We start from the raw sequence: 13,288 nt of genomic DNA on the forward strand, positions 1-13,288 counted from the left end.
CCCACAACGCCCAAACCGAACACTTTGCACTCAATCCGGTTACATCGAGTGACAGAAACTGCTTCCAAATGCTACAGAGCGTGACAATTTTGTCAGCCCGCTCGGCCTCCACCGCCTCAAAAAGTCAGCACCCCATCCGCCTTCAACCACCGAATATCCCGCTGCGCCAGCCCCGCCACCTGGTGCCCGGCCAGGTGCTCGATCTGCCACATGATCTCTTCGGTTTCGGCCGGCTTGGTGTGGGTGATGTAGATCGGAAACTGCTTGCCCGGATCGATATGCGCCAGCTCGTCGGCGAGCGCGCGGGGGGACAGGTGCAGGCTGCGTTCCGCCAGGGCCTGCTCGCGGTTGCTGAATGCGGTTTCTATGACGAGCATGGCCACGTCCAGGGCGTTGAGGCGGTCCCAGAAGGGGGTGTTGCGCTCGGTGTCGCCGGTGAAGACCCAGTTGGCGCCGCCTTCGGCGCGGCTCACGGCAAAGCCGCAGGCGGGCACGGTGTGCACGGCCGGCAGCACCTCGATGCGCTTGGGGGCGGCGCTGCCCAGTTGCAGCACCTGGCCCACGGCAATGTCGTGAAAGCTCACGAAGGGGGCCTCGGGGCTGGGAATGCTCTCGAAGTCGGGCCAGATGACGTTGTTGAACACATGGGCGCGCAGCGCCTCGATGGTGGCGCGCAGGGCGTGCACGCGCAGCGAGCGGGTGCGGCGGCCGCCGACGGCGTCGAGCATGAGGGGCAACGCGGCGATGTGGTCGAGGTGGCAGTGGGTGAGCACCACGTCGTCGATGCCGGCCATTTCGTCGAGGGTGAGGTCGCCCACGCCGGTGCCCGCATCGACGAGCAGGTCGGTGTCGATCAGGAACGAGGTGGTCCGGCAGTCCTTGGCAATGGCGCCCGAGCAACCCAGCACGCGAACCTGCATTGTGAGAGACCCTCTGCTTGTGTCTTCTGCCGTCATTTGGTTTCGAAGCGGGTTGCGCCGTCCCATTCGGGGTCTTGGGGCCGCAACGCCATGGAGGCTAATCGTTGTGCGTAGAGCTGGTAAAGGACTTTTTTGGCATCCGCGGCCAGCAGCGGATCCAGCAGGTTCCGGCCCATGGCCCAGTCCTGGCGGCGGTAGGCGGCCAGCACTTCGGCCCAGCGCTGCAGCTGGGCGGATTGCTGCAGTGCGGCAGGGGTCTGGGCCTCTGCCTTCGTGGTGGCGCCGAGCGGCGTGAACACGGCCACGGCCTGCGCCCGGCCCTTGACGAGCACGCTGTCGAGCTCCTGCCAGACGAAGCCGGGCGCGAGTTCGCGGGTGGCGCCGCTGGCGACGATCTCCACGCCGTAGTGCACGCTCAGGCCTTCGAGGCGGGAGGCGAGGTTGACCGCGTCGCCAACGACGGTGTAGCTGCGCCGCGCAGCCGAGCCCATGTCGCCCACGCTCATGACGCCGCTGTTGATGCCGATGCCCACGCTGATCTCGGGCCGGCCGGTGCTGCGGTGGAGGTTGTTGATGTCGCGCACGGCCTCGGCCATGTCGAGCGCGGCGCGCACGGCCAGGGTGGCGTGCTCGGGGGTGTCGATGGGGGCGCCCCAGAAGGCCATGACGCAGTCGCCCATGTATTTGTCGACGGTGCCGCGGTGGGTGCTGATGACGCTGGTGAGCCGGTTGAACACGTTGTTCAGGAAGGCCTGCAGTTCGGCCGGGGCCATCTGCTCCGACAGGCGGGTGAAGTTGCGCATGTCGCAGAACATGACGGTCATGTGCTTGCTCTCGGCGCGCATGCTGTAGCGGCCGGGGGTGACGAGCATTTCCTTGACGAGCTGCGGCGGCACGTAGGTGCCGAAGAGCCGCACCAGCCCGCGGCGCGCGCGCGACTCGATGAAGTAGCCCCAGCCCATGTTGAAGGCAAAGGCGAGCACCGCCATGGCCAGCGCGGAGGCAAGCGGCAGCACGAGGCTGTGGCGCTGGTAGAGCCAGGCATTGACGCCGACCAGCGCCGCGACGGTGGCAATGGCCAGCACCACGGCGCGCGGGGCGGGCAGCAGCGACAGGCCCAGCGCCAGCACGAGGCCCGCGGCCAGCACGCTGAGCACTTCATAGCCCGGGGCGTAGTCGGGCACCGCGAGCAGGCGGTGGTCGAGCATGGCCGAGACGATGTTGGCATGCACTTCGACGCCGGGGAAGGCGGCGCCGACAGGGGTGGCGCGCAGGTCCTGCAGGCCCGGCGCGGTGGCGCCGACGAGCACGATGCGGTCCTTCAGCTCGCCAGGCGCAAGCCGCCCTTCGAGCACGTCGCCGGCCGACACGTAGCGGAACGATCCGCCGTGCGCTCCGCCGGGGCCGCGGAACGGCACCTGCATGGAAGCGGCTTCGTTGACGGGGATGCGCAGGCCGCCGACCAGCAGGGACTGGAGCGGCGGCGCGGCGCCGCCGGATCCGCCGGGTGCAAAGGCCGGCCGCACGGGCGGCGAGCCGCTGGCGAGCCGGTAGACGGCCAGGCCCAGCGATTCGTAGTAGCCGGGCCGGGCGCGGTCGCCTTCATAGCGGGCGATGAGCGGCACGGCGCGGATGACGCCGTCGCCGTTGGACATGACCAGCGTGTTGAGAAAGCCCGCCGCCGGCGCAGCATCGGCCAGCACCGGCAGGCTGGCACCAAAGCCGTTCCAGGCGGTGGCATAGCCACGGCCCGGCGGAAAGGCCTCGGCCTGCAGCACGGGGGCCGGCGGCAGCTGGCCCTTGGCGCCGGGCTTTTCGGTGCGCGTGAAGTAGTAGCCGAGCGCCACGCGCTGGCCCTGCATGGCGGCGGCAAAGATGGCGTCGTTGTCGAGCGTGGGGGCGAGCCGGTCGATTTCAGCGGCCAGGCCCGGCATTTCGCGCAGCGGGCCGCGTGCGATCTGGCGCAGCTTGTCGAGGCCGGAGCTGCGGTCGGGCTCGACGAACATCACGTCGAAGCCCAGTGCCGCCGCCTGCTGCCGCCCGGTGAGCTCCCGGGTGAGCCGGGCCAGCTTGTCGCGCGACCACGGCCACTGGCCCTGCCGGGTGAGGCTGGCGTCGTCGACGTCGACGATCACGATGCGCGGATCGAGCGTGCCCGGCATGGTGGCGCGCAGGCGGGTGTCGTAGATCAGGTGGTCGAGCCGGTCGATGGCATCCAGGCGCCAGAGGCCGGTGGCATGCGCGAGCGCGAGCAAAACCGGCAGCAGGGTGATGGCAATGCGCAACCCGTGGCGCCTCATGGCGGTCACCAGTGCAGCCTGGGCGCCGCTGCTGCTGCGCCGCAAGAAAGATCAGACCCGCACGAACTGCATGCGCGTGGCGCCGCCAAGTTCGAGCACGTCGCCTTCCTGCAGCCCGATGGGCTCGGCGCCGAGCGGTGCGCCGTTGAGCGTGACGCCGCCCATGATGGTGGAAGCCATGTAGCTCTGCCGGCGGCGCGTGACCACGGCCACCGCAACGCCGGGCTTGCCGATGGTGGTGACCACCTTCTGCAGCGGCACTTCCTGCCCCTGGTCGGTGCCCGAGAGAACACGCAGTGCGGGCATGCCCAGTTCGAGCAGCGCGCCGGCTTCGGTGGGCGCGGCCGACAGTGGAACGGAGGCCGCGTAGTCGCCGCGCGCAGCACCGCGGGGGGAACCGGCATCGGCGGCCGCGCTGCTGCGGGCGCGGAAGTGCAGGCGGCAGCCGCCGATTTCGATGACGTCGTTGTCCTTGAGCTTCTGCTGCTTCTGGACGACGATCGCATTGACGTAGGTGCCGTTGGTGCTGTTGAGATCTTCAATTTCGACTTCAGCGCCGCGCATGTGCAGCACGGCATGCTCGCCGCTGACCGCGAGATTGTCGAGCACGATGTCGTTGTAGGCGCGCCGCCCCAGCGTGGTCCGGTCCTTGGCAAGCGCCATTTGCCCGATGACAGTGCCATCGATCGAAATGATCATCTTCGGCATTGCCGACTCCCTGAATGCATGTTTTTATTCAGGCGCACCGCCAACGCGCGCCCTGGCCAGGACAACTGAAATATTGTCCCGGCCGCCATTGTCGTTGGCAACGGCCACCAGAAGTGATGCTTTCTGCTGAAGCTCGACATCGTGATTCAAAAGCGTGAAAAGCTGCGCATCCGGGACCATCTCGCTGAGCCCATCGGAGCAGAGCATATAGAGATCGTCGGGCCTTGCGGTGTGCTCGTGCATCTCGAGCACCACCTGCGGCTCCACGCCCATGGCGCGCGTCACGAGGTTGCGGTGCGGGGAGATCAGCGCTTCCTCGGCCGTGATGGCGCCGGCGTCGAGCTGCTGCTGGCGCAGCGAATGGTCGCGCGTGAGCTGCTCGAGCTTGTTGTTGCGAAGCCGGTAGCAGCGCGAATCGCCGATGTGGCCGACCAGCACGCGCTGGGGCCGGAACGCGGCCAGCACCAGGGTGGTTCCCATGCCCTGGAGTTCGGCATTGGCCAGGCCGGCTTCGAGGATGGCGGAGTTGGCTTCGTCGGTGGCCGCCTGCAAGGCGCGCCGGACCACGCGCGCGGGCGCCTGCAGGCCGGCCTGCGCGAACCAGCGCGCAAAGCTGGCGTGCACCAGCGACACGGCCATGGCGCTGGCCACTTCGCCGCCCTTGTAGCCGCCCATGCCGTCGGCCAGCACCGCCAGGCCGAGGGCAGGGTCGACGTGCAGGTCGTCCTCGTTGTGGGCGCGCGCGCGGCCGACGTCGGTCAGCGCCGCAAAGTCCCAGGAGAGCTGGGGCCGGGTGGAGAAAAGGGACGCGCCGACACTCGCCATATGTTTTCAGGAAGCGTCGACGCGCGACGGTTTCAGTGCCCCTCGGCGGCCTGCGCGCGCCGCTGCAGCAGGCGGCCCACGGCCACCACGAAGAAGGCACCGGCGGCCGCGGCCGCATAGTGCAGCCAGGGGTTGGCAGCCAGCACGCCGTGCAGCGACACGTCGCTGGCAATGGTTTCGCCGCCGACCCAGCCGATCAGGGCGGCGCCCAGCATGACGACGATCGGAAAGCGTTCCATGAGCTTGATCATGAGCGTGCTGCCGAAGATCACCAGCGGAATGCTGATGGCCAGGCCAAGCACCAGGAGCACCATGTTGCCCTGCGCGGCGGCCGCCACGGCAATCACGTTGTCCAGGCTCATGACCAGGTCCGCCAGCAGGATGGTGCGCACGGCCGCCATCATGCTGCCGTATTCCTTGGCTTCGCCTTCGCCTTCATCCTCTTCGCTCAGCAGCTGCAGGCCGATCCACAGCAGCAGCAGGCCGCCGACGATCTGCAGGTAGGGCAGCGCCAGCAGCCTGGCCGCCACCACCGTGAGCACGATGCGCAGCACCACGGCCGCGCCCGAGCCGAACAGCACGGCCTTTTTCTGCTGCGCGGGCGGCAGCGAACGGGCCGCCATGGCAATCACCACGGCGTTGTCGCCCGAAAGAATGATGTTGATCCAGACAATCTTGATCAGACCGATCCAGAAGTCGGCGCCTTGAAGGAGTTCCATGTCTCTTGTTCCACTGTGTTGTAGTGAAAAAAGCGCCCGCAATCCAGATTGCGGGCGCTTTTTCTTTTTGCGTGGTTGCGCGGAGAACTGCCGGGGGCTTGTTTAGAGCTGGGCCTTGAGCAGTTTTGCCAGTTCCGAGAAGTTGCGCGTCACGGTGAAGCCGCACTCTTCCATGATGGCGAGCTTGGCATCGGCCGTGTCGGCACCGCCCGAGATCAGCGCGCCGGCGTGGCCCATGCGCTTGCCGGGAGGGGCGGTGACGCCGGCGATGAAACCGACCACCGGCTTCTTCATGTGTTCCTTGCACCAGCGGGCCGCGTCGGCTTCGTCGGGGCCGCCGATTTCGCCGATCATGATGACGGCGTCGGTGTCGGGATCGTCGTTGAAGGCCTTCATCACGTCGATGTGCTTGAGGCCGTTGATCGGGTCGCCGCCGATGCCCACTGCCGACGATTGGCCAAGGCCGATTTCGGTCAGCTGCGCCACGGCTTCATACGTGAGCGTGCCCGAGCGCGAGACCACGCCGATGCGGCCCTTGCGGTGGATGTGGCCGGGCATGATGCCGATCTTGATTTCGTCGGGCGTGATGAGGCCGGGGCAGTTGGGGCCCAGCAGCAGGGTCTTCTTGCCGCCGGCCGCTTCCTTGGCCTTCATCTTGTTGCGCACTTCGAGCATGTCGCGCACCGGAATGCCTTCGGTGATGCAGATCGCCAGGTCCAGGTCGGCCTCGACGGCTTCCCAGATGGCGGCCGCGGCGCCTGCCGGCGGCACGTAGATCACCGACACGGTGGCGCCGGTCTGCGAGGCGGCTTCCTTGACCGAGCCGAAGATCGGGATGTTGAAGATCGACTCGCCGGCCTTCTTGGGGTTCACGCCCGCGACGAAGCAGTTCTTGCCGTTCGCGTATTCCTGGCACTTCTCGGTGTGGAACTGGCCGGTCTTGCCGGTGATGCCTTGCGTGATGACTTTGGTGTCTTTGTTGATGTAGATCGACATGACTTGTTCCTTAGGCCTTCTTGACTGCTGCGACGACCTTCTGGGCCGCTTCCGCCATGGTGTCGGCGCTGATGATCGGCAGGCCCGAATCGGCCAGCAGCTTCTTGCCTTCGACTTCGTTGGTGCCCTTCATGCGCACGACCAGCGGCACTTGCAGGTTCACGGCCTTGCAGGCTGCGATCACGCCGGTGGCGATGGTGTCGCACTTCATGATGCCGCCGAAGATGTTGACCAAGATCGCTTCCACGTTCTTGTTCTTCAGCATGATCTTGAAGGCTTCGGTGACCTTCTCGGGGGTGGCGCCGCCGCCCACGTCCAGGAAGTTGGCCGGCTCGCCGCCGAACAGCTTGATGGTGTCCATGGTGGCCATGGCCAGGCCGGCACCGTTCACCAGGCAGCCGATGTTGCCGTCCAGCGAGATGTAGGCGAGGTCGAACTTGGAGGCTTCGACTTCGGCCGCGTCTTCTTCGTCGAGGTCGCGCAGGGCCACGATCTCGGGGTGGCGGAACAGCGCGTTGCTGTCGAAGTTGAACTTGGCGTCCAGCGCCATGACCTTGCCCTTGCTGTCACGGTTGAGCGGGTTGATCTCGACCAGCGAGGCGTCCGTCTCCATGTAGCAGGTGTAGAGCTTCTTGAGGATGTCGACCGTCTGAGCGGTGGAATCGGCCGGCATGCCGATGCCGTCGGCGATCTGCTTGGCCTGTTCGTCGGTCAGGCCCTTTTCGGGGTCCGCGAACACGGTGATGATCTTCTCGGGCGAGGAGTGGGCCACTTCCTCGATGTCCATGCCGCCTTCGCTCGAGGCGATGAACGCGACCTTCTGCGTGGCGCGGTCGGTCACGGCCGAGACGTAGTATTCCTTGTTGATGTCGGCGCCATCTTCGATGTAGAGGCGGCGCACCTTCTGGCCTTCGGGGCCGGTCTGGTGGGTCTTGAGCTGCATGCCGAGGATCTCGCCGGCGAGCTTCTTGACGTCCTCGATGGACTTGGCGACCTTGACGCCGCCGCCCTTGCCGCGGCCACCCGCGTGGATCTGGGCCTTGACGACCCACACCGGGCCTCCAAGTTTCTGGGCGGCCTCGACCGCCTCCTGAACCGTATAGGCCGGAATGCCGCGCGGCACCGGCACGCCGAACTTGGCAAGGATTTCCTTGCCTTGGTACTCGTGAATCTTCATGAGGGATGTCTCTCGGAAGGAGGAGGTTGAGAACGGGGGATCTGGGGTCTGAGGCGTCTTTGGCTCTGTTGCTCGCGGGCGACGGCAGCCTGGCGGCTGGGGGCGGCGAACAACCGCGGACTGTATCATGGTGCGGCGCACCAATACTCGACGTGGCCTTGCGGTCAATACGTACTTTCTTCTAGCCCCTCTACGCATACTCCGATATGGCCAAGGTTTTCATCGACGGCGAAGCCGGCACCACCGGCTTGCAAATTCGCGAGCGGCTCCAGACGATGCCGCAGATCGAACTCGTGAGCATTGCGCCCGAGCTGCGAAAAGACGTGGCCGCCAAGCGCGAGCTGATGGCCGGCGTCGACCTGGTGGTGCTGTGCCTGCACGACGATGCGGCGCGCGAATCGGTCGCGCTGATCGACCAGCTGCCCGGCAAGAAGCCCAAGATCATCGACGCCTCCACCGCGCACCGCGTGGCGCCCGGCTGGGTGTTCGGCTTTCCCGAACTGGTGCAAGGCCACTGGCAGGCCGTGGCCGCGGCCGACCGCGTCGGCAACCCGGGCTGCTATGCCACGGGTGCCATCGCCATGGTGCGGCCGCTGGTCGATGCCGGCCTGCTGCCGGCCGACTTTCCGATTTCGCTGCCTTCGGTGAGCGGCTATTCGGGCGGCGGCCGGGCCATGATCGAAGACTACGAGAACGGCAAGGCGCCGCTTTTCGAGACCTACGCGCTCGGCCTCAAGCACAAGCACATTCCTGAAATCATGCAGTACACCGGCCTCACGCGCCGGCCGGTCTTCATTCCTTCGGTGGGCAATTTCAAGCAGGGCATGCTGGTGCAGCTGCCGCTGCACCTCGACCTGCTGCCCGGCAAGCCGAAGGCCGGCGACCTGCAAGAGGCCCTGGCCGCGCACTACGCCAAGAGCAACACGCCCGAGCAGTTCGTGAAGGTGCTGCCGCCCACCGATGACGGCAAGCTCGACGCGCTGGCGCTCAACGACACCAACAATCTCGAAATTCGCGTGTTCCCGAACGAGGACCACCGCCACGCCGTGGTGATTGCGCGCCTGGACAACCTGGGCAAGGGCGCGAGCGGCGCCGCGGTGCAGAACCTGAAGCTGATGCTGGCGCTCTGAGCGCCCGCGGCTGAGCCGTTCCTGGCAGGCCGGGGCCGCGCGCCCGGCCGTCAGTCTTCGTCGAAATCGCTCCGCAGCACCTTGGCCACCACCGCGCCCGCAAAGCCGCGCGCCAGCAGGAAGCGCGTTTGCCTGGCGCGCTCCTTCGCGTCGGCGGGCGGGGCGTCGAAGCGGCGGCGCCACAGGGCCGTGGCGCGCTCCACCTCGGTGTCCTGCAGGCTGGCCACGGCTTGCGCAATGGCCTCGGGCGCAATGCCCTTGGCCTGCAGCTCCTGCCGCACCCGCAGCGCGCCCGAGCGGGCGGCGCGCTGGTTCAGCACCGAGGCCACCACCCGCGGCTCGCTGATGAAGTCCTTGGCGGCCAGCTCGTCGAGCGCGCGGGCCAGCTCGCCCGGTGTTTCTTCGTGCCTGGCCAGCTTGCGCTCCAGCTCCACGCGCGAATGCTCGCGCTGGCTCAGGAGCCGCAGTGCGCGGCCTTTGAGGGAGGGGGCGCCGAAAGCCATGCGCTGCCTGCGCGCGTGCTCGCCGGCTTACTCGCCCTTGTCGGCTTTGTCGGCCTTGGCCGCCTTGGCGGGCTTCTCGGCCTTTTCGGGGGCGGGAGCGTTGGCATCGGCCGCCAGCAGCGGAATGCCCAGCGATTCGCGCACCTTGTTCTCGATCTCGCGCGAGAGTTCGGGGTTCTCGCGCAGGAACTCGCGGGCGTTGTCGCGGCCCTGGCCGATCTTTTCGCCGTTGTAGGCGTACCAGGCACCCGACTTGTCGAGGATCTTGGCGTTCACGCCCATGTCGATGATCTCGCCTTCGCGGCTGATGCCTTCGCCGAACAGGATGTCGAACTCGGCCGTCTTGAACGGAGGGCTGACCTTGTTCTTCACCACCTTGACCTTGGTTTCGTTGCCGATGGCCTCGTCGCCCTTCTTGATGGTGCCGATGCGGCGGATGTCCAGCCGCACCGAGGCGTAGAACTTCAGCGCATTGCCGCCGGTGGTGGTTTCGGGCGAGCCGAACATCACGCCGATCTTCATGCGGATCTGGTTGATGAAAATGACCATGCAGTTGGTCTTCTTGATGGTGGCGGTGAGCTTGCGCAGCGCCTGGCTCATCAGGCGGGCCTGCAGGCCGGGCAGCGAGTCGCCCATTTCGCCTTCGATTTCGGCCTTGGGCGTGAGCGCGGCGACCGAGTCGACCACGATCAGGTCGACGGCGCCCGAGCGCACCAGCGAATCGACGATTTCGAGGGCCTGCTCGCCGGTGTCGGGCTGGCTGATGAGCAGGTCGGACAGGTTCACGCCGAGCTTCTGGGCGTACTGCACGTCGAGCGCGTGTTCGGCGTCGACGAAGGCGCAGGTGCCGGCCTGCTTCTGCATCTGGGCGATGACCTGCAGCGTGAGCGTGGTCTTGCCCGAGGATTCCGGGCCGTAGATTTCGATGACGCGGCCGCGCGGCAGGCCGCCGACGCCCAGCGCGATGTCCAGGCCGAGCGAGCCGGTGGAGACCACCTGGACGTCTTCGAGCGCCTCGCCTTCGCCGAGCCGCATGATCGTGCCCTTGCCGAACTGCTTTTCGATCTGGGCCAGCGCGGCCTGCAGGGCCTTGGCCTTTTCGCTGCCTGCGACCGAGATGCTGGTGCCCTTGACGAGTGCGTCCATGAAGAAATCTCCTTGAAAATCAACGGTTTGTGTGTGGATGCGGTCCATCTGCTTTTAATTACAGGCTGGATGCTTGAACAGTAGTGTAGGGGCTGATTGGTTTGAGTAAACCCATTTTTTGGTCAGTTTGCTTTACCATCTGCCGATGGCCGAATCCGCTTTTCCGACCGACCCGGACGCCTGGCGGCAGACCCACCTGGGCCGCCTGCTGGGCCATGCAATGCGCCGCTTCGACGAGCGCGTGCTCGAACTCATGGCGCATGACGTGAACGTGCCGCTGGCGCTGTCGAACCTTGCGGCGCGCGCGCAGGTGAGCGCGGCGCACATCCACATCACGCGGCACCTGGCGCGCGAGGGCTCGCGCCTGACCGAGCTCGCGCAGCGCGCCGGCATGACCAAGCAGGCGATGGGTGCGCTGGTGGACCAATGCGAGGCCTGGGGCCTGGTCACGCGCGGGCCCGATCCGCTCGATGCGCGGGCGCGGCGCGTGCTCTTCACCACCGACGGCCTGGCCTGGCTCGACGCCTTCCGCGGCGCGGTGACACAGGCCGAGCGCGAGTTCCGCGCGAGCGTGGGCAACGACATTGCCACCGTGGTAACCATCGGACTCGAGGCCTACACGGCGGGCTAGACTCGGCAAAGAGACATGTGTGAACGCGGCGCCAGTGCGGCGCCCGAACCGGCCGGAGGTGGCTCATGCGGATTCTGATTGCCGAAGACGACCAGGTGCTGGCCGATGCCCTGCTGCGCAGCCTGCGCACCTCGGGCGCGGCGGTCGACCACGTGGCGAACGGATCGCAGGCCGACACCGCGCTCATGACGCACAGCGAGTTCGACCTGCTGATCCTCGACCTGGGGCTGCCCAACCTGCACGGCATCGAGATCCTGAAGCGGCTGCGCGCACGCGGCTCGCAGCTGCCGGTGCTGGTGCTCACCGCGGCCGACAGCGTGGAGGAACGCGTCAAGGGCCTGGACCACGGCGCCGACGACTACATGGCCAAGCCCTTCAGCCTGCAGGAGCTCGAGGCGCGCGTGCGGGCGCTCACGCGGCGCGGCATGGGCGCCACCAGCAACACGATCCGCCACGGCCCGCTGGTGTACGACCAGGCCGGCCGGGTGGCCACCATCGACGGCAAGATGGTCGAGCTCTCGGCGCGCGAGCTGGGCCTGCTGGAGGTGCTGCTGCAGCGCGCCGGCCGCCTGGTCAGCAAGGACCAGCTGGTGGAGCGCCTGTGCGAATGGGGCGAGGAAGTGAGCCTGAACGCGATCGAGGTCTACATCCACCGGCTGCGCAAGAAGATCGAGAAAGGCCCGGTGCGCATTGCAACGGTCCGAGGCCTCGGCTACTGCCTCGAGAAGATTCCTTGACGCGCCGCCACGCGTAGTGCCCGAAGACCCCCGGGGGCAACTGCCTTGAAACTCTTCCAGCGCGCGCAGCGCTCCCTGTTCGGCGAGATCCTCGACTGGATGCTCACGCCGCTCCTGCTGCTGGTGCCGGTGAGCATCGGCGTGACCTGGCTGGTGGCGCAGGGCATTGCCAATGCGCCCTTCGACCGCGCGCTCGAATACAACGTGCAGACGCTGGCGCGGCTGGTCACGGTGCAGCAGGGGCAGACGCAGTTCGTGCTGCCGCAGCCGGCGCGCGAGATCCTGCGGGCCGACGGCGCCGACCGCGTCTACTACCAGGTGCTCGACAGCCACGGCGCGCTGCTCAGCGGCGAGCCCGACGTACCGCATCCCAACTCCGATGAGCCCCCGGTTCCCGGCGTGGTCACGCTCCGCAACGGCGAGATGCGCGGCAAGTCGGTGCGCGTGGCCTCGCTCTGGCTCGCGGGCCCCGACAGCGACGCGGAGCCGGCGCTGCTGCAGGTGGCCGAGACGCGCGAGAAGCAGTCGGTGCTGGCCACCGAGATCATCAAAGGCGTGCTGCTGCCGCAGTTCGCGATCCTGCCGCTGGCCGTGCTGCTGATCTGGCTGGCGCTGGTGCGCGGCATCAAGCCGCTGTCGGTGGTGGAGGCGCGCATCCGCGAGCGCCGCCCGGGCGACCTGAGCCCGCTGGACGAATCGTCGGTGCCGCTGGAGGTGGTGCCGCTGGTGTCGTCGGTCAACGAGCTGCTCGACAAGCTCAACGATTCGATCCACACGCAAAAGCGCTTCCTGGCCGATGCGGCGCACCAGCTCAAGACGCCGCTCGCGGGCCTGCGCATGCAGGCCGACCTGGCGCAGCGCGAGGGCGCCAATGCCGACGAGCTCAAGCAGTCGCTCAAGCAGATCGGCCGCGCCAGCGTGCGCGCCACCCACACGGTGAACCAGCTGCTCTCGCTCGCGCGCGCCGAAAGCACCGGCGCCGGCACCGGCCGCCAGGCCTGCGACCTGGCGCGGCTCACCATCGAGGTGGTGCGCGAAGCGGTGCCGCGCGCGATCGAGAAGCGCATCGACCTGGGCTACGACGGCGCCGAGGCAGGCGCGCCCGGCGTGGTGATCGAAGGCAACCAGACCCTGCTCAAGGAGCTGGTGCGCAACCTGCTCGACAACGCGATCAACTACACGCCCTCGACCGCCGGGCGGCCCGGCGTGATCACTGCGCGCGTGCTGGCCGACCCGTTCGGCCACGTGGTGCTGCTGCAGGTGGAGGACAACGGGCCGGGCATAGCGGAGTCCGACCGCGAACTGGTGTTCGAGCCGTTCTACCGCGTGCTCGGCAACGAGGCCGACGGCTCGGGCCTGGGCCTGCCGATCGTTCGCGAGATCGCCAACCAGCACCATGCGCAAGTGAAGCTGGAAGACGCGCATCCGGGCCGGCGGCCGCCGGGGGCGCGCTTCACGGTGCGCTTCGAGGGCGAAGAAGCCGCGGCCTGACGAGA

Annotated in this window: 13 protein-coding genes; 4 read left to right on the forward strand and 9 right to left on the reverse strand. The window is 67.5% G+C overall.

The window, feature by feature from the left end:
* Positions 1 to 116: 116 nt before the first annotated feature.
* The 7 genes from ACAM58_RS00005 to sucC form a co-directional block, all read right to left on the reverse strand.
* Positions 117 to 920: a 3',5'-cyclic-nucleotide phosphodiesterase gene (locus tag ACAM58_RS00005; RefSeq protein ID WP_319440045.1), complete on the reverse strand. Its 804-nt coding sequence runs from the start codon at positions 918 to 920 to the stop codon at positions 117 to 119.
* Positions 921 to 952: 32 nt separating this feature from the next.
* Positions 953 to 3,229, reverse strand: coding sequence for a CHASE2 domain-containing protein (locus ACAM58_RS00010; protein WP_369663822.1), 2,277 nt, complete (start codon positions 3,227 to 3,229; stop codon positions 953 to 955).
* A 42-nt stretch (positions 3,230 to 3,271) separates the two neighbouring features.
* Positions 3,272 to 3,928, reverse strand: coding sequence for an FHA domain-containing protein (locus ACAM58_RS00015; RefSeq protein WP_278876393.1), 657 nt, complete (start codon positions 3,926 to 3,928; stop codon positions 3,272 to 3,274).
* A 24-nt stretch (positions 3,929 to 3,952) separates the two neighbouring features.
* Complete coding sequence (locus ACAM58_RS00020; protein ID WP_369663823.1) at positions 3,953 to 4,753, reverse strand: Stp1/IreP family PP2C-type Ser/Thr phosphatase; 801 nt, start codon at positions 4,751 to 4,753, stop codon at positions 3,953 to 3,955.
* 32 nt (positions 4,754 to 4,785) lie between these two features.
* Positions 4,786 to 5,472 carry a TerC family protein gene (locus ACAM58_RS00025; RefSeq protein WP_015867929.1) on the reverse strand — a complete coding sequence of 229 codons (687 nt, stop codon included), beginning with the start codon at positions 5,470 to 5,472 and terminating at the stop codon, positions 4,786 to 4,788.
* A gap of 102 nt (positions 5,473 to 5,574) precedes the next feature.
* Positions 5,575 to 6,468: a succinate--CoA ligase subunit alpha gene (gene sucD / locus ACAM58_RS00030; RefSeq protein ID WP_015867930.1), complete on the reverse strand. Its 894-nt coding sequence runs from the start codon at positions 6,466 to 6,468 to the stop codon at positions 5,575 to 5,577.
* 10 nt (positions 6,469 to 6,478) lie between these two features.
* Complete coding sequence (gene sucC / locus ACAM58_RS00035; RefSeq protein WP_007828709.1) at positions 6,479 to 7,645, reverse strand: ADP-forming succinate--CoA ligase subunit beta; 1,167 nt, start codon at positions 7,643 to 7,645, stop codon at positions 6,479 to 6,481.
* A gap of 206 nt (positions 7,646 to 7,851) precedes the next feature.
* Here sucC and argC point away from each other — a divergent pair, with 206 nt between their 5' ends.
* Entirely contained in the window at positions 7,852 to 8,775 is a 924-nt protein-coding gene (gene argC / locus ACAM58_RS00040; protein WP_369663824.1) for an N-acetyl-gamma-glutamyl-phosphate reductase, read from the forward strand.
* Positions 8,776 to 8,825: 50 nt separating this feature from the next.
* Here the strand turns inward: argC and recX are convergent, their stop codons facing one another.
* The gene (recX, locus tag ACAM58_RS00045) at positions 8,826 to 9,278 is read right to left on the reverse strand and encodes a recombination regulator RecX (protein ID WP_369663825.1); all 453 of its coding nucleotides are present in this window, start codon (positions 9,276 to 9,278) and stop codon (positions 8,826 to 8,828) included.
* Positions 9,279 to 9,305: 27 nt separating this feature from the next.
* The gene (gene recA / locus ACAM58_RS00050; RefSeq protein ID WP_018903494.1) at positions 9,306 to 10,424 is read right to left on the reverse strand and encodes a recombinase RecA; all 1,119 of its coding nucleotides are present in this window, start codon (positions 10,422 to 10,424) and stop codon (positions 9,306 to 9,308) included.
* A gap of 145 nt (positions 10,425 to 10,569) precedes the next feature.
* On the opposite strand from recA, the gene ACAM58_RS00055 reads away from it, so the two are divergent.
* From ACAM58_RS00055 to ACAM58_RS00065, 3 genes are all read left to right on the forward strand, one after another.
* Positions 10,570 to 11,055, forward strand: a complete 486-nt coding sequence (locus tag ACAM58_RS00055; RefSeq protein WP_018903493.1) for a MarR family winged helix-turn-helix transcriptional regulator — start codon at positions 10,570 to 10,572, stop codon at positions 11,053 to 11,055.
* A gap of 65 nt (positions 11,056 to 11,120) precedes the next feature.
* Complete coding sequence (locus ACAM58_RS00060) at positions 11,121 to 11,792, forward strand: response regulator transcription factor (protein ID WP_015867936.1); 672 nt, start codon at positions 11,121 to 11,123, stop codon at positions 11,790 to 11,792.
* 45 nt (positions 11,793 to 11,837) lie between these two features.
* Positions 11,838 to 13,283 (forward strand): sensor histidine kinase N-terminal domain-containing protein, encoded by a 1,446-nt coding sequence (locus tag ACAM58_RS00065; RefSeq protein ID WP_369663826.1) that lies wholly within the window; start codon positions 11,838 to 11,840, stop codon positions 13,281 to 13,283.
* The last annotated feature ends 5 nt before the right edge of the window (positions 13,284 to 13,288 follow it).

It is taken from the genome of Variovorax sp. V116, assembly GCF_041154435.1.
In the GTDB taxonomy this organism is placed as follows: Bacteria; Pseudomonadota; Gammaproteobacteria; order Burkholderiales; family Burkholderiaceae_C; genus Variovorax; species Variovorax paradoxus.

Coding starts and splice junctions, on each gene's coding strand:
- recA (WP_018903494.1), bottom strand. CDS start 10,424: ATGGACGCACTCGTCAAGGGCACCAGCATCTCGGTCGCAGGCAGCGAA.
- ACAM58_RS00025 (WP_015867929.1), bottom strand. CDS start 5,472: ATGGAACTCCTTCAAGGCGCCGACTTCTGGATCGGTCTGATCAAGATT.
- ACAM58_RS00020 (WP_369663823.1), bottom strand. CDS start 4,753: ATGGCGAGTGTCGGCGCGTCCCTTTTCTCCACCCGGCCCCAGCTCTCC.
- ACAM58_RS00055 (WP_018903493.1), top strand. CDS start 10,570: ATGGCCGAATCCGCTTTTCCGACCGACCCGGACGCCTGGCGGCAGACC.
- sucC (WP_007828709.1), bottom strand. CDS start 7,645: ATGAAGATTCACGAGTACCAAGGCAAGGAAATCCTTGCCAAGTTCGGC.
- ACAM58_RS00005 (WP_319440045.1), bottom strand. CDS start 920: ATGCAGGTTCGCGTGCTGGGTTGCTCGGGCGCCATTGCCAAGGACTGC.
- ACAM58_RS00060 (WP_015867936.1), top strand. CDS start 11,121: ATGCGGATTCTGATTGCCGAAGACGACCAGGTGCTGGCCGATGCCCTG.
- recX (WP_369663825.1), bottom strand. CDS start 9,278: ATGGCTTTCGGCGCCCCCTCCCTCAAAGGCCGCGCACTGCGGCTCCTG.
- sucD (WP_015867930.1), bottom strand. CDS start 6,468: ATGTCGATCTACATCAACAAAGACACCAAAGTCATCACGCAAGGCATC.
- ACAM58_RS00015 (WP_278876393.1), bottom strand. CDS start 3,928: ATGCCGAAGATGATCATTTCGATCGATGGCACTGTCATCGGGCAAATG.
- argC (WP_369663824.1), top strand. CDS start 7,852: ATGGCCAAGGTTTTCATCGACGGCGAAGCCGGCACCACCGGCTTGCAA.